The organism is Hylemonella gracilis, from assembly GCF_004328645.1.
Taxonomy (GTDB): Bacteria; Pseudomonadota; Gammaproteobacteria; order Burkholderiales; family Burkholderiaceae_C; genus Hylemonella; species Hylemonella gracilis_B.
Genome location: NZ_CP031395.1, coordinates 2412007 through 2427606 on the forward strand (window position 1 = coordinate 2412007; position 15600 = coordinate 2427606).

Below are 15600 nucleotides of genomic sequence, written 5' to 3' on the forward strand. Positions count from 1 at the left end.
TCAAGGAATGGGAATGAATGTGAAGCAACTGCGACGCGCGATGCTGACGCTGGTGTTGGGAGCGGGCTTCTTGCCAGGGTTGGTTTCAGCGGCGGAGTTGGACGGAAGCCAGCTTTCTGCCTTCTGGGGCGTTCCCTTCGCCGGGATCCTGCTGTCGATTGCGCTGGTGCCGCTGCTGGCGCCATTCTTCTGGCACCACCACTTTGGCAAGATCGCGGCCGCCTGGGCCTTGGCCTTCCTGCTGCCGTTCGCCTTTGCCTTCGGGCCCACGCTCGCCGCGCACAGTCTGGTCCACGCACTGTTGGCCGAGTACATCCCTTTCATCCTGTTGTTGACGGCGCTGTTCACGGTCTCGGGCGGCATCTACATCAAGGGCAATCTGCACGGCAGCCCGCGACTCAACACGGCCATCCTGGCCATCGGTGCGGTGCTGGCCAGCTTCATGGGTACCACGGGGGCGTCAATGTTGCTGATCCGCCCCTTGATCCGCGCCAACGACAATCGTCGCCACAAGGTGCACGTCATCGTCTTCTTCATCTTCATCGTTTCGAACGCGGGCGGCTCCTTGACGCCCCTGGGTGATCCGCCGTTGTTCCTGGGCTTTCTGAAAGGCGTGGACTTCTTCTGGACCTTGCAGCACATCTGGCCCGATACGTTGTTCCTGGTTGGCGTCTTGTTGGCCCTGTTCTATGTGCTGGACGGCTGGTACTACCACCGGCGCGAGGAGATCAAGCCCGCGGACCCCACGCCAGACACACCGCGGGTCGGATTCGAGGGGGGCGTGAACTTCGCCTTGCTGGTCGTGGTGGTGGCCCTGGTGCTGATGAGTGGCATCTGGGAGCCCGGCGTAGTGTTCAATGTGTTCGGCACGGAAGTCGGATTGCCCGGTCTGACCAGGGACGCCGGCCTGATCGCCGTGACGCTGATTTCGCTGAAGCTCACCCCGGGTGATGTGCACGACAACAATCAGTTTTCATGGGGTCCGATGCAGGAAGTGGCCAAGCTGTTCGCCGGCATCTTCCTGACCATCATTCCCGTGATTGCCATGCTGAAGGCTGGCGTGAACGGGCCTTTTGGTGGCGTCGTTGCGGCAGTCACCAACACCGACGGCACGCCGAACCCCGCCATGTACTTCTGGGCCACCGGCGCCCTGAGTTCCTTTCTCGACAACGCCCCGACCTACCTCGTCTTCTTCAACACGGCGGGGGGAGATCCAGCCTTGCTCATGACCTCGATGGCCACCACGCTGGCGGCCATCTCGGCGGGCGCAGTATTCATGGGCGCCAACACCTACATCGGCAACGCGCCCAACCTCATGGTCAAGGCCATCGCCGAGGACCGTGGCGTGAAGATGCCCAGCTTCTTTGGCTACATGCTGTGGTCGGTGGGCATCCTCGTGCCCCTGTTCGTGCTGATGACCTTCGTTTTCTTCCGTTGACCAGGAGCCCCTGATGAGCAAACCCCGTGTCCTGGTGGCGCGCGCGATCTTTCCCGAAATCATCGCCAAGCTGGAACCGCATTTCGAGCTGGAAACCAATCAGTCCGATGAAGACATGAGCGGCGCGCGCCTGATTGACAAGCTGCGCGACAAGGACGGTGCATTCACCACCGGCAGCGTGCGCATCGACAAGGCGGTGCTGGAGGCGTGTCCGCGACTGAGGATCTGCGCCAACATGGCCGTGGGTTATAACAACTTCGACTTGGACGCGATGTCCGCGCATGGTGTCCTCGGCACCAACACCCCGGACGTGCTGACCGAGACCACGGCGGACTTCGGCTTTGCCTTGTTGATGGCCACGGCCCGTCGCATCACCGAGAGCGAGCAATACCTGCGTGCCGGCAAATGGCACAAGTGGGCCTATGACATGTTCGCCGGCGCGGACATTCATGGTGCCACCCTGGGCATCCTGGGCATGGGACGCATCGGGCAGGGCATCGCCAAGCGCGGTGCGCACGGCTTTGGCATGAAGGTCATCTACCACAATCGCAGTCGCCTAGCTCCCACGCTGGAAAGCGAATGCAAGGCCAGTTACGTGAGCAAAGAAGCCTTGCTGAGGACGGCCGATCACCTGGTGCTGGTGCTGCCGTATTCCAAGGAGTCACACCACATCATCGGCGCGGCGGAGCTGGCGTTGATGAAACCCACGGCCACGTTGGTCAACATCGCGCGCGGCGGCATCGTTGATGAAAACGCCCTGGTGCAGGCCCTGCGCAAGGCCGGCAAGGGCGGTGGCATTGCTGCTGCGGGACTGGATGTGTTCGAGGGGGAGCCCAAGGTGAATCCGGAACTGCTGACGGTGCCGAACGTGGTGCTTACGCCGCACATCGCCAGTGCCAGCGTGCCGACCCGGCGCGCCATGGCCGAACTCGCGGCGGACAATCTGATTGCCTACTTCCAGAGCGGCAAGGCGATCACGCCCTTGAATTGACTGGTCTCGCAGCCAGCCCCCAACCCCAGGCGCAGGGTTCGGGACATGCCCTGCCTCTTGCGAGCTTCTCGCAGCAGGCCAGCGTGCCGCGCGGCAAGGAGAGGCCCGTGAAATGCAGAGGCGGTCCGCAGACCGCCTCCTTGACTTACTTGTAGGTGATTTCGTCGCGCCGGTTCTTGGACCAGGCCGCTTCGTTGCTGCCTCGGACCGCCGGTTTTTCCTTGCCGTAGCTGATCGTTTCGATCTGCGAGCTCTTCGCGCCCAACAGCACCAGCATCTGACGCAGGGCATCGGCGCGGCGCTGACCCAGCGCAAGGTTGTATTCGGTGCCACCGCGTTCATCGGCGTGGCCGGCGATCGTGACCGTGCGGCTCGGGTTGGCCTGCAGGAAGCGGGCATGGACCTCGATCACGGAGCGGAATTCGGGCTTGATCGCCGAGCTGTCATAGTCGAAATAGATCAACTTCGCGACGTCAGCGATGGAGTCCGCCTGGGTGGCGGCCGGGGCTGTGGCTGCGGCTGCGGGGGCATTCGTGACGGCGGGCGCGGCTTCCGGCGGGGGCGTCGTCACACTGGGCGCTGCCGCCGCGGCGGTGGTGGTGCCCGCGGCACTCGAATCAGTCATGGCCACAGACGAGCAGCCGGCCATGACCAAGGTGAGGATGGGGGCCACGCCAAGCAGAATCCATTTTTTTAACGACATCTATTTCTCCTTTGGGTGAGTCGGCGACAGGCATGACACCATGCCGCCGAGGGGTCGGAGGCGTCTTGCGCCCAAGAGCCAGTCCAGGCAAGCCTCAGATGAGGTGGGCCTAGGGCTGGATACCGCCGACCTTAAATAAGAATCGCTGGTAAATCAAGGGTTTACCCAGCAGGCTGGTGCGGATTTGGCGGGGAGGTAAAGATGCGTAAAACATGGCTTCATCTCCTGCCTGTCGCCGCAGTGGGCGGCAGGGCCGACTTGAATCGCAAGCTCGCTTGTCGTGAAACCTCGGCCAGGAGTTGTTCCTTGGTCTGTGCCTCGCGTAGCCAGCGCGCGTCGTTCTGGCCCTGGCGCGCACTCTCGCGCAATTGTTCCAGCGCGCCGTCCGCCCCGGCCGCCTGCACATGCGGGCGCACATGCGCCAAGGTCGCCAACAGATGCTCCCTCAGCGGCAGGTGCTCACCGCTGGCGGGGTCCACATAGATGGCGTCCAGGCCGAAGCGGCAGGCTTGAAAGCGGTTGTAGTTATAGACGAGGTAGTCATCTTCCGCGGGCATGAACGGGGCATCGGCCAGAAACCATGCGGCCAAGGCCTGCACGTAGGCCGCGAGCGCGGCGGCGCGCTCGATGGTTAACGGCGTGTCGAAGACGCGGATCTCGATGGTGCCAAACTCGGGCTTGGGCCGGATGTCCCAGTAGAAATCCTTCATGCTGTTGACGACGCCAGTGCGCGTCATCTTGTCGAAGAAGACGCCGAATTCGTCCCAGCGCAGCACGAATGGCGCCCGGCCCGAAAGCGGAAAGGCGTAGACGGAATTCAATCGCGCCGAATCGAAGGCCGTGTCATGTCCTTGCACGAAGGGGCTTGAGGCAGACAGCGCGATGAAGTGCGGAATGTAGCGGCTCATGCGGTGCAGCATCAGCAGCGCGCTGTCCGCGTCTGGACAGCCCACGTGCACATGCTGGCCGAAGATGGTGAACTGTTTCGACAGGTAGCCATAGAGCGCCGAGATCTCCTTGAACCGCGGCTTGTCATAGATGCGTCGTTCGTGCCACTGCTGAAAGGGGTGGGTGCCTCCGCCGACCACCGCGATGTTGAGCTTGTCGGCGCTGTGCACCAGGGCGTCGCGGATCTGGCCCAGTTCCTCCCGGACCTGCTGCGGCGAATGGCAGATGCCGGTGGATATTTCGATCATGCTGGAGGTGATTTCCGGCACCACGCTGCCGGGCAGCTTGTGTTTGCGCATCAGGCGCAGCATGTCGTCGGCATAGGGCGCGAGGTCGTAGTCGTGCGTGTTGACGAGTTGCAGTTCCAGCTCCACGCCCAACGTCAGGGGTTCGGAGGAATGAAAGATTTCAAGCGCCATGGTGGAGGTCTTCCCGGTCTTGCGTGGAGGGGTTGGCGTGGCCAGGGGCTGACGTCGCCTCTGGGGGTGGGGCCGCCGCGTCGGTTGGTATCGCGCGTTCGTTCGGCGGATCGCCTGCTTCCCGCGTCTGGTTCAAGGTCCACGTCATCAGCAGCGCCCCCAGCAATTCCAGCAGCAGCAGCAGGGGCAGCGCGATCGCGGCAATCGCCGCGCCGATCGTCGGAGTGAACTCAGCGAACTGGGAAATCAGCAGCAAGGCCACGGCGGACATGGGCCACAGGGCGTTGGCAGCCCAGAAGGCCTGCCTTGGGCTGGCGCCGCTGCCCATGCCCAGCAATGTGGTGGCGCTCAGCCCGCCGATGCGTGCCACGCCTCGCGTGAGCGCCAGGGCGAGGACCAGCGACCAGGCCTGCCATTGCCAAGGCGCCTGCGCGGCAGCCATGGCCACGAGAACGAAGGTGAGGATGCTCAGCACGCTGGCGGCCGTGCCGAACTGGCGCGGCCAGATCCAAGGTCGCGGGTTCCATGCCTTGAGCAGCACGCCAGCCAGCAGCGCTGCCAACGGCGCGGAGCCGCCGAAGTGCGCGGCCAGAGCCGTGCCTGCGGCGATCAATGCCAACTGCAGCACGGCGGTGTTCTCGCTGCTGGGACTCATCCATGCCAAGACTTTGCGCAAGGCCAGCGCGAGCAAGGCACCCACCAGCACCGAGGTGAAGACCAGCAGCAGGACGGCCGGTATCGCGCCCAGCATGTTGCCCATGCCAGGGCCTTCCAGCCGACCTTCTATCGGGCCGACGAGGCGGGCCATCACGCCGCCGAGCGCCAGGACATAGAACGTGTTGAGCGTGGACAGGGTGATCGCCCGATCGGTCACCGGACCACTGGCGCGCATGTCATGGACCACCCGCATGAGCAGGCCCGGCGAGGTGGTCGTGAGCAGGAGGGCCAGGGGATGCTGAAGCACGGCATCAACGTGGTACAGGCGCAGCACCCACAGTGCCACGAGGTAGGTGATCAGTGTCTCAACGACGCTTTGCACCAGCAGCAGGGGGTTGAGCCGCAGCCAACGCAGGGACAGTCGTCCGCCGGCCTCGAACAGCACGATGGACAGGCCCAGTTCGATCAGGAACTGGGCGATGCCGTCCAGAGGCCAGCTTGCCGTGGTGTAGCCGGAGAAGCCCGCCAGGGCTCCGATCACGGAGTACCCCAACACCTTGGGCAGGCCCCAGCGGCGCTGCAGGCCGTGACCCGTCGCCGCGGCGACGGCCAGCAGCAGGGCCCATTGCACAGTAGGAAGACCGGCGGAAGGCTTGATCCATTCCGACCAGTGGAACATGAGATCGAACAAGCTGGACTCCTTTGAGATACCGTGGGTTTGGCCAACTGCTTGCGCGCAAGGTTGGCCCACGGGTGGTTGTAACGGCCGGATACACCTGGGCCAGGCATGCCCAGGTCAGACCCGACAACTTCCGCCGTGTGGGCTGGTCACCACGACGGGCCTTGCTTGGCAGCATGACAGAGGCCCGGCGCAGGTAATTGTTCACACGCGAGTCTTGTCAGTGTGAATGATCTGAAGAAGAATTCTTGGTTTTGAATCCGATCGACCCGTCCAAGTTTCTCAAAAAAAGTGCCCGTACACGCCATGGAGCAAAAAACATCATTCAAATCCAGGCTGAGGGCGCAGATCGAGCGCGTGGTCCGTGGCGTGCTGGCCGTGCTGCGCTGGATCTGGCGGGTGCTCAACGGGATCCAGTTCCGGCTCGCCGTGTTCACCGGGAGCCTGATCGCGGGGACCATCGTCATTCTGTCCACCAGCTATGTCTACCAGCAGACCGAAATCCTGCGGGAGAGCTACGAGCGCGAGGCGGCCATTTCCCGCAACTACATCTCGTCGCTGGTGCTGGAAGTCGACAACATTTCCCAGAGCCTGATACGCGTGGAGGAGTTTCGCCTGCGCGTCGGCGAGCAGACGCAGGCCCTCAAGAAATACCAGACCGTCACCACCACCGTGACCGTGACGGAGAAGAAGAAGGAGACATCCTTCCTCGGCATCAAGAGTAACTGGTTCGGCCTGGCAGGCACGGAAAAGGTCGAGGAGAAGCAGACCAAGACCAGCGACAACTATTTCTCCACTTACCTCTCGAACAATGACACCCAGGTGCTGGAGAAGAACGTGCTGCTGCTTCTGCAGCAGAGCGGTGGCGCGATTTCCGATCGGGCCTTCGCTGCCTTGCAGGCCCAGGCCAAGAAACTCGTGCTCGCGGACCGCGAGCTGGATGGCCTCAAGGACCGCCTGCTGGAACGGCGACAGCGCGAGAGCGCGCTTGCCGAGCAGAAACCCGAAGGTGACCCGGCGCGCGTGAAGGTCGCTGCGGAGACCCAAGCCGCTGAAGAGCGCGTGCGCAAGCAGTCGATCCAGACGCGCAAATTGCGCAGTGAATTGGACACCAGCGTGATCGCGCATCTGCTGGAAGCGCGCAAGCGCAAGATCCAGGAACTCGGCCTCGACACCGGGCGGTTCCGTATCCAGACTTTCTCCGTCCTGGGTCTGCAGCCCGGGCTCCGGCCCGAGGCCGCCGTCGATACCCGCATCTTTGATCCTGCTTCGGCGCTCAATCAACTGGATGTCGGCGATGCCATGGAGGACAGCCTGCTGCGCGCGTTTGCCTCCATCCAGCAAAATGGTGTGCAGCGCGATCTGACGCCGGTGGCCGTGCGCATGGAAGGCCTGGAGTTGCAGGCACTGTACTCGCCGTACTTCGAGCATCCCGCCTCGACCGAAAGAGCGCGCCTGCTCGAGGAGAAGCGTCCCGCCCTCAAGGTGCGGTTCAACGAGCGGGGCGAGGAGATTCCCCCCTGGGCCTGGGCGGCGTACGCGGAAGAGGAAAAACCCATTCTTGCGCAACTCGCCAAGATTCCACCGGTATTGCGTGCCCGCATGAAGGTTCTGCGGGAGACCAACCCACCGACACCCCCCTACCAGGATGCGGCCTTTCGGGCGCAGTACGACCGGTACGCCAGACTGGTGCAGCAACGCAATGCGCTGTATGAAAGCTATCTGAAGGACCATCCGCCCTCCGAAGAGGATCGTCCGCCGACGGAAGCCTTGGGATTTCTGCGGGACTCGGCGCTGGAAGACCAGTTGCTCGTGCGTTTCCGCACCGACGGCACCGATTACCTGCGGTCCGTGCGCTCCCCCGAGGATCGCGCCACATCCTTGCGACGCTGGAAGGCCTTGCGCGAATGGATTTATTCCGGCCAGAGCGAGACCCCCACGCCGCTGCTGAAAACGCTTTTCTCGGATGGGCTGATCGGCAATAGCCGGACCGAGGCCGAGGAGGAGCTCTGGAAACTTGACACCTCGCCCTTGTTCTCCGATTCGGGGCGCGGTGACCTGCCGCAGGTCGTGCTGGCGCAGAACTTCGCCGGCATGACGCGCACCATCGTCGACCGCACCGATGGCTTGCGCGCCATCCAGAGCAACCGTGACAAGGCCGTCGACATGGCCTTGCTGATCTTCGGTGCCGCCGTGTTGCTGGCCGTGGCCATTTCCTACCTCGCGGTGCGCAAGATCAAGCGCCTGATCCGCAACGCCGAGAAGGTGGGGCAGGGCGATCTGGAGGTGGCGTTTCCCACCAAGGGCGCGGACGAATTCGGCAGCCTGTCCCGGGCCCTGAACCGAATGGTGGGTGGCTTGCGCGAGCGCGAGAAGATCAAGGGCATCCTGGGCAACATGATCGATCCCGTGGTGGTCGGTGAGGCCATGAAGGACATGGCGGCGCTCAAGCGCGGGTCCGAATTGCGGGTCACGGCGTTCTTCTCGGATGTCGCCGGCTTTTCGGGCATCAGCGAGAAGCTCAGCTCGGTCGAACTGGCGAACCTGCTGAACGAATACCTGTCGGCCATGACGCTCATCCTCAAGGAGCACGAGGGCGTCCTGGACAAGTACATCGGTGACGCCATCGTCGGTATCTTCAACGCGCCGGTGCCGGTCGAGGACCACAGCCTCAAGGCCGTGCGCGCCTCGCTCAAGATGTTGCGCAAGCTGGAAGATCTGCGCCAGTTGTGGAAGCGCGAGAACCGCTACATGCCCGAGGTGCACGACATGCGCATCCGCATCGGCCTCAACGTGGGTCTGGCCAAGGTCGGCTTCATGGGCACGGATGCATTGGCGTCCTACACCATGATGGGCGATACCGTGAACCTGGCGGCGCGGCTGGAAGCCGCCGGCAAGGACTATGGCGTTTCGCTGCTGATCTCCGACGCGGTGTACGTCGAGGTCAAGGACCACGTCTTCGCGCGCAAGCTCGACCTGGTGCGCGTCAAGGGCAAGCGCGAGCCCGTGGTGCTGTACGAGGCCATTGCCGAGTGGCCCGAGCTGGAGCACGCGGAACTGGGCAGCGAGGTCCGCAAGCGCCAGGCGGCCGCGCGTCTCTACGGGGAAGGCCTGGATCTGTACCTGGTGCGCAAGTGGGACGCGGCCATCGCCAAGTTCAAGGAGTCAGAGCAGGTCCGCGGGGAAGCCGACCTGGCGGTGCAACAACTGGTCGAGCGTTGCCTCGAGTACAAGCAGAACCCGCCACCGGCCGATTGGGACGGGGTCTACACCCGCGAGCACAAATAAGCCCGGCCCAACCAGGGCCGGTGGTGGTCGACCGTCGTCCGTGCGCCTGGAAAGCAAGGCGCAGCGGACTGGGCCCGCCACGCCGCTTGCCCGCTCAGCGCTTGCGGTACATCGCCTCGATGGCTGATTCAAAGCGGACCATGAGGTTGTTGCGCTTGAGCTTGAGCGTGGGCGTCATCAGGCCATTTTCGATGGTCCAGAGCTCGCGCGTGAGCGTGACGGCGCGCGGCACGGCATAGTGCGCGAAACTGCCCGTGGCGCGTTCGATGCGCTTGAGCACGGCCGCGAGGACCTCCGGGGCCGCGAGGCTCTGCTCGGCCTGGGGGACCAGCCCAAGACCCTTTGCAAGCTTGGTCCATTCCTCGGCCTGCACTACGACCACGGCGGCGATGAAGGGGCGCTGCTCGCCGACCACGAACACCTGCTCGAACAGGGGGTCGGCCAGGATGGCTTGCTCCAGGTCACCCGGTGGCACTTTCTCGCCGGTCGAGGTGACGATGATTTCCTTGATCCGTCCCAGGATGCGGATGCGTCCTTGCCCATCGATTTCAGCCTGATCGCCGGTGGACAGCCAGCCCTCGGCATCCAGGACCCGAGCCGTGTCTTCGGGGCGATTCCAGTAACCGCGCATCACCGAAGGGCCGCGCACCTGCAGTTCACGGTTGTCGCCGATGCGCACCTGCACGCCTGGCAGGGCACGGCCTACCGTGGCGGGGTCGTTGTCGTCCGGTCGGTTGGCCGCCACGACGGGTGAAGTCTCGGTCATGCCATACCCCTGCAGCAGGGGCAGGCCCAAGCCCAGGAAGCAGCGTGCCTGGGTTTGCGCCAGGGGCGCGCCACCGCTGACCGCGATGCGGATACGTCCACCGAATTGCGCCAGCAGCGGTTGCGCGACCAGCTTGCGCAGCAGGACCCAGGGCAGGACGCGCAGCCAGCCAGCCTTGGCTGCCTGGATCTGGTCTTCCGCTGTGCTGCCCTTCAGGCCCTGTGCGGCGCGAAACCGTCGCCAGCCCTTGGCCTGCGCGGCCTCGAACAGACGCTGCTTGAACCCTGACTTGGACAAGACTTCCTGCAGCCGGGCGTGCACGCGTTCATAGATGCGCGGCACGGAGATGAGCACCGTGGGGCGCACCAGCTTCATGTCCTCGGCCAGTTGCTGCACCGAGCGGGCATAGACCACGGCGGAGCCCGCCGCGATCGGCAGGTAATACCCAGTGGTGCGCTCGAAAGTGTGCGACAGCGGCAGGAAGGACAGAAAGACATCGTCCGGCAGCGGTGTCACGCAAGGGTAGATGGCCTTCACATTGGCGAGCACGTTGCGGTGCGTGAGCATCACGCCCTTGGGTTTGCCCGTGGTGCCGGAGGTGTAGACGATGGTCGCCAGATCTTCCGGTCCGGGGGGCGTGGCAACCGCCACGTCGCCGTTCTGCCCGGCTGACCTGCCCGCGTTCAACCAGTCGTTCAGCGCCAGCAGGCGCGGCTGGGGAGACGTCGTTCCCGTGGCGCCCAGTTCCTGGGCCGTAGCCTCGGTGCATACGACCGTGCGCAGCGTGTCCAGCGCGATGCCGGCCTGCATCGCCGCGGCCTGGATTTGCTGCCATTGCGCGACCTGGCTCAGCATCAGGAGGCCGGCCGCGCTGTCGGAGAGGATGTAGGCGATGCTGCCTGGGTTGTCGATGGCATGCAGTGGCACGGGGACGGCACCTTGGGCCAAGGTGGCCTGGTCGACGCGCATGGCATGGAAACCGTTGGGCAGCAGAATCGCCACCCGCTGGCCGGACTGGATGCCGCTGGCGGTCAAGGCGCGTTGCCAGCGCTGTACTTCCGGCAGGGTCTGGCCCCAGGTAAGGCTGCGCCATTGCTGCGTGCTCGCATCGAATTCACGGTAAGCCTCACGCTCGGGACTTTGCGCGGCGCGCCAGGCCAGGAGTTCGGGCAGCGTCTGGATCGGGTCGATGGGAGTGGCTGTGGAGGCCGGGGTGAAATGTTGCGTCATGAGCGAGAACCTGGAGATATCGACTTGTAGCTTCCCTGTCGGCATGACAAGCCCGAACGCTGCGGGATGCCGTTGAATGGGAAGCCCACGATGATAGCGTGGCACCTCGTGAAAGGCCCGAGCCTGGCGCGTAAATGGGCAAGCCCCGGAGGGGCGACGTTCGCCGTTCGAGAGGTTCAGGCTGGCTGGGGCAGCGCGCGGTCCTGGAAATGGGCGTGCAGATAACGCGCGAAGTCTGGCGCGGGCATGGGGCGGGCATGCAGGTAGCCCTGGGCCTCGTCGCAACCGATGTCGCGCAGGCGGTCCAGCAGCTCGGTGGATTCCACGCCTTCGGCGATCGTGCGCAGGCCCAGCTTGTGCGCCATCTCGACGATGGCCTCGACGATGGCGGCCGCGTCCGCCGTCTGGTCCAGATCGTGCACGAAGCTGCGATCGATCTTGAGCTTGTCGATGTCCATGCGCCTGAGGTAGGCCAGGCTCGAATAGCCGGTGCCGAAATCGTCGATGGAGAAGTGCATGCCGCGCTGGCGCAGCCTGCGCACCAAGGCCAGGACCTGTTCCACATCCTGCAGCAAGATGGATTCGGTCAATTCCAGTTCCAGGCAGTGCGCCGGCAGGCCGCTGCGCTCCAGCGCCTGGTCCACGGTGGCTTCCACATCGTCCCGGCGGAACTGCACGGCCGAGAGGTTCACGGCCACGGTCAGCGCGGGCAGGCCATCGTCCTGCCAGGCGCGGGCTTGACGGCAGGCTTGCTCCAGCACCCAGGCACCGATCGGAACGATCAGGCCGCTGTCCTCGGCCACGGGGATGAAACGCCCCGGTTCGACCAATCCGAAAGTGGGGGACTGCCAGCGCAACAGCGCCTCGACGCCGACCATGCGGCCGCTGCGGATGTCCATCTGCGGCTGGTAATGCAGGACGAACTCGCCGCGCTCGATCGCGAGCCGCAGGCCGTTGCGCAGCAACAGGTGCTCTTCGGCGTCGTTGTTCATCGCCTCGTCGTAGAAGTAGTAGGCGTTGCGGCCCGTGTCCTTGCTGCGGTACATGGCCAGGTCGGCTTTCTTGCGCAACTCGTCGAAGGTCGCGCCGTCCTGAGGGTAGAAGGCCACGCCGATGGAGGCGGAGGCGCTGATCTCCTTGCCCTCGAAATGCATGGGTTCCTGCAACGTGCGCATGATCTTGTCGAGCGTGGGAATGCAGCGCTGCACGCCGTCCACGCCACTCAGCACGAGGATGAATTCGTCACCGCTTTGGCGGCTCACCGTGTCGCTTTCCCGCACGCAAGCCCTCAGGCGCCCGGCGATTTCGCGCAGCAACGCGTCGCCCGCGGCATGGCCCAGGGAATCGTTGATGCGCTTGAAGTTGTCGAGATCGATGAAGGCCAGCGCCAGGCCTTCCTGGGCGCGTTCGGCCTGGGCAATCGCCTGCTGCATGCGGTCTTGCAACAGGGCCCGATTGGGCAGGCCCGTCAGTGCATCGTGATAGGCAAGGAACTCGACCCGCATCTCGACTTGCTTGCGTTCGGTGATGTCGATCCCCATCCCATGGTAGCCCTTGAACACACCGTTCTCGAAGAGGGGCTTGCCGCTGATGGAGCACCAGTGCAACTGACCTGTCAGCGGGGACTGGATTTGATAGACGAAGTCCTTGAAGGGTCGACGTGCCTCCAGCACTTGCCGATGCTCGGTCCATTGCTCCGGAGCCACATTGGCGATGGGGAGTTCCCAGCGTCGTTTGCCCAGCGGGCTCTGCGCGTCCGTGGAGGACGACGACACCAGCAGCCCTCCGCCATAGACTTTGGAGAAGCGCAGATCCTCGTCCATTTCCCAGAACCATTCCGAGCTCATTTCGGCCAGTTCGCGCAGGCGTGCCTGTTCGGCGCGCAGTTGCGCCATCTGCGCCTCGTAACGCGTTTCAACGGCCTGCCGTTCGGCGATCTCGCGCTGCAGCTGCGCGCGGGCCTGTGCCAGCGCATGGGTGTCTGGGTGCTCGTTCAATGCAATACGTCCCCTGGCTTTTTTGGGCTCCCTGGGCCATGACATAACCCACCAGAATAAGGCAAAAATCCTGCCATATGTAGAGCAAAAAACCAATTTCGAGGGAAAGTCCGGGCATTTTCAGTGGTGGGAAGGCAACAGGCTACCAGACAGGGGTGGTGGTAGGGGCAAGGGTTAAACTCACCGACACCTTGAAGGAGACACAAGCGATCGCGCTCGGGCAGGTTGGGGCGCGCGCGTTCAGCAGACCATGAGCCGCAGTCCCGAATCCCGTACCGATGCACACGAAGGCCCGTCGGCCACGCTTTCCGCCTGGGAGCAGGCGGCGGCCAAGTCGCTCAAGGGCGCGGCGCTGGAGAGCCTGAACTGGCTGACGCCTGATGGCATCGAGGTCAAGCCCCTGTACACGGCACGGGACCTGCAGGGTCTGCCGTACGCGGACACGCTGCCCGGTTTCGAGCCTTTTCTGCGCGGTCCCCAGGCCACCATGTACGCGGTGCGGCCCTGGACGATCCGCCAATACGCCGGTTTCTCGACCGCCGAGGAAAGCAACGCGTTTTACCGCAAGGCCCTGGCCGCCGGGGGGCAGGGCGTGAGCGTTGCCTTCGACCTGGCGACCCACCGCGGCTACGACAGCGACCACCCACGCGTCTTCGGGGATGTGGGCAAAGCCGGCGTCGCGATCGACTCGGTGGAAGACATGAAGACCCTGTTCAATGGCATTCCGCTCGACCAGGTCAGCGTGTCCATGACCATGAACGGTGCGGTGCTGCCCGTGCTGGCGGGTTACGTGGTGGCGGCCGAGGAACAGGGTGTGCGCCAGGACCAGTTGGCGGGGACCATCCAGAACGACATCCTCAAGGAGTTCATGGTCCGCAACACCTACATCTACCCGCCCGCGCCGAGCATGCGCATCATCGGCGACATCATCGAGTACACGGCCACCCGCATGCCGAAGTTCAACTCGATCTCGATCTCGGGCTACCACATGCAGGAGGCGGGTGCCAACCAGGCCCTGGAGCTGGCCTTCACCCTGGCCGACGGCAAGGAGTACGTGAAGACCGCGCTGGCCAAGGGCCTGGACGTGGACGACTTCGCGGGGCGCCTGAGCTTCTTCTGGGCGGTTGGCATGAACTTCTACCTGGAGATCGCCAAGATGCGCGCCGCGCGCCTGCTCTGGACGCGCATCATGAAGGGTTTTGGCGCCAAGAATCCCAAGAGCCTGATGCTGCGCACGCACAGTCAGACCAGCGGCTGGAGCCTGACCGAGCAGGATCCCTACAACAACATCGTGCGCACCACCATCGAGGCCATGGCGGCGGTGTTCGGTGGCACGCAAAGCCTGCACACCAACAGCTTCGACGAGGCCATCGCGCTGCCGACGGAGTTCTCCGCCCGCATCGCGCGCAACACCCAGCTCATCCTCCAGGAAGAGACCCACATCACCAGCGTGGTCGATCCCTGGGCCGGCAGCTACATGATGGAGAAGCTGACCCAGGACATGGCCGATGCCGCCTGGGCGATCATCGAGGAGGTCGATGCCATGGGCGGCATGACCCAGGCGGTGGACTCGGGCTGGGCCAAGCTGAAGATCGAAGCCGCCGCCGCCGAGAAGCAGGCCCGCATCGACTCGGGCCAGGACGTGATCGTCGGTGTCAACAAATACAAGCTGTCCAAGGGTTCGGAAGAGGCCATCGACATCCTGGAGGTGGACAACCACAAGGTGCGTGAACAGCAGATCGCCCGCCTGAAGCAGATTCGCGCCACGCGCGATACCACGGCCGTGCAGGCCGCGCTGGACGCACTGACCGCTGCCGCCCAGAGTGGGCAGGGCAATCTGCTGGAGCTCAGCATCCGTGCCGTCCGGCTGCGCGCCACGGTGGGCGAGGTCAGCGACGCACTGGAGCAGGTTTTCGGGCGCCATCGCGCCGACACGCAAAAGGTGACGGGTGTGTACGCTGCTGCTTATGACGACGCCGAGGGTTGGGATAGCCTGAAGCAGGACATCGCGCAATTCGCGGATCAGCAAGGTCGCCGCCCGCGCGTGCTGATCGCCAAGCTGGGCCAGGACGGGCATGACCGTGGCGCGAAAGTGGTGGCCACCGCCTTCGCCGACCTGGGTTTCGACGTGGACCTGGGGCCCCTGTTCCAGACCCCCGAGGAATGTGCGCGTCAGGCCATCGAGAACGATGTGCACGCCGTGGGCGTGTCCACGCTGGCGGCCGGCCACAAGACTCTGGTGCCCGCCATCATCGAGGCGCTGAAACAGCAGGGCGCGGACGACATCATCGTCTTTGTCGGCGGCGTCATCCCGCAGCAGGATTACGACTTCCTGTACCAGGCCGGCGTCAAGGGCATCTACGGCCCCGGCACGCCGATCCCGGCCAGCGCGCGAGACGTGCTGGCGCAGATCCGGAAGGCGCAAGGCGTTCAATGAGCCCGGGCTTGCTGGCCGCGAAACTGACTTTGGGGCTGGCGCTGCTG

At 64.3% G+C, this 15600-nt stretch carries 9 protein-coding genes; 4 read left to right on the top strand and 5 right to left on the bottom strand.

Annotated elements, in window-relative coordinates; all coding sequences use genetic code 11:
* Positions 1 to 13 precede the first annotated feature (13 nt).
* Both DW355_RS11465 and DW355_RS11470 read left to right on the top strand, forming a co-directional pair.
* Positions 14 to 1438: a sodium:proton antiporter gene (locus tag DW355_RS11465; protein WP_431733165.1), complete on the top strand. Its 1425-nt coding sequence runs from the start codon at positions 14 to 16 to the stop codon at positions 1436 to 1438.
* Between the two features lie 13 nt (positions 1439 to 1451).
* Positions 1452 to 2429: a 2-hydroxyacid dehydrogenase gene (locus DW355_RS11470; protein WP_131280221.1), complete on the top strand. Its 978-nt coding sequence runs from the start codon at positions 1452 to 1454 to the stop codon at positions 2427 to 2429.
* Between the two features lie 145 nt (positions 2430 to 2574).
* On the opposite strand, the gene pal is transcribed toward DW355_RS11470, so the two are convergent.
* The 3 genes from pal to DW355_RS11485 all read right to left on the bottom strand — a co-directional run bounded on the left by pal (position 2575) and on the right by DW355_RS11485 (position 5847).
* Positions 2575 to 3132 carry a peptidoglycan-associated lipoprotein Pal gene (gene pal / locus DW355_RS11475; protein WP_131280223.1) on the bottom strand — a complete coding sequence of 186 codons (558 nt, stop codon included), beginning with the start codon at positions 3130 to 3132 and terminating at the stop codon, positions 2575 to 2577.
* 218 nt (positions 3133 to 3350) lie between these two features.
* Positions 3351 to 4499 (bottom strand): YbdK family carboxylate-amine ligase, encoded by a 1149-nt coding sequence (locus DW355_RS11480; RefSeq protein ID WP_131280225.1) that lies wholly within the window; start codon positions 4497 to 4499, stop codon positions 3351 to 3353.
* The gene (locus tag DW355_RS11485; protein ID WP_131280226.1) at positions 4489 to 5847 is read right to left on the bottom strand and encodes a cation:proton antiporter; all 1359 of its coding nucleotides are present in this window, start codon (positions 5845 to 5847) and stop codon (positions 4489 to 4491) included. The genes DW355_RS11480 and DW355_RS11485 overlap by 11 nt, the downstream gene beginning before the upstream one ends.
* A gap of 294 nt (positions 5848 to 6141) precedes the next feature.
* On the opposite strand from DW355_RS11485, the gene DW355_RS11490 reads away from it, so the two are divergent.
* Positions 6142 to 9123, top strand: a complete 2982-nt coding sequence (locus DW355_RS11490; protein WP_131280228.1) for an adenylate/guanylate cyclase domain-containing protein — start codon at positions 6142 to 6144, stop codon at positions 9121 to 9123.
* A gap of 94 nt (positions 9124 to 9217) precedes the next feature.
* On the opposite strand, the gene DW355_RS11495 is transcribed toward DW355_RS11490, so the two are convergent.
* Positions 9218 to 11119, bottom strand: a complete 1902-nt coding sequence (locus DW355_RS11495; RefSeq protein ID WP_131280230.1) for an AMP-dependent synthetase/ligase — start codon at positions 11117 to 11119, stop codon at positions 9218 to 9220.
* A 176-nt stretch (positions 11120 to 11295) separates the two neighbouring features.
* The gene (locus tag DW355_RS11500) at positions 11296 to 13116 is read right to left on the bottom strand and encodes a putative bifunctional diguanylate cyclase/phosphodiesterase (RefSeq protein ID WP_131280231.1); all 1821 of its coding nucleotides are present in this window, start codon (positions 13114 to 13116) and stop codon (positions 11296 to 11298) included.
* Between the two features lie 250 nt (positions 13117 to 13366).
* Here DW355_RS11500 and scpA point away from each other — a divergent pair, with 250 nt between their 5' ends.
* Positions 13367 to 15553 carry a methylmalonyl-CoA mutase gene (gene scpA / locus DW355_RS11505; protein ID WP_131280233.1) on the top strand — a complete coding sequence of 729 codons (2187 nt, stop codon included), beginning with the start codon at positions 13367 to 13369 and terminating at the stop codon, positions 15551 to 15553.
* The last annotated feature ends 47 nt before the right edge of the window (positions 15554 to 15600 follow it).

Coding starts and splice junctions, on each gene's coding strand:
- pal (WP_131280223.1), bottom strand. CDS start 3,132: ATGTCGTTAAAAAAATGGATTCTGCTTGGCGTGGCCCCCATCCTCACC.
- DW355_RS11465 (WP_431733165.1), top strand. CDS start 14: ATGAATGTGAAGCAACTGCGACGCGCGATGCTGACGCTGGTGTTGGGA.
- DW355_RS11495 (WP_131280230.1), bottom strand. CDS start 11,119: ATGACGCAACATTTCACCCCGGCCTCCACAGCCACTCCCATCGACCCG.
- scpA (WP_131280233.1), top strand. CDS start 13,367: ATGAGCCGCAGTCCCGAATCCCGTACCGATGCACACGAAGGCCCGTCG.
- DW355_RS11480 (WP_131280225.1), bottom strand. CDS start 4,499: ATGGCGCTTGAAATCTTTCATTCCTCCGAACCCCTGACGTTGGGCGTG.
- DW355_RS11470 (WP_131280221.1), top strand. CDS start 1,452: ATGAGCAAACCCCGTGTCCTGGTGGCGCGCGCGATCTTTCCCGAAATC.
- DW355_RS11490 (WP_131280228.1), top strand. CDS start 6,142: ATGGAGCAAAAAACATCATTCAAATCCAGGCTGAGGGCGCAGATCGAG.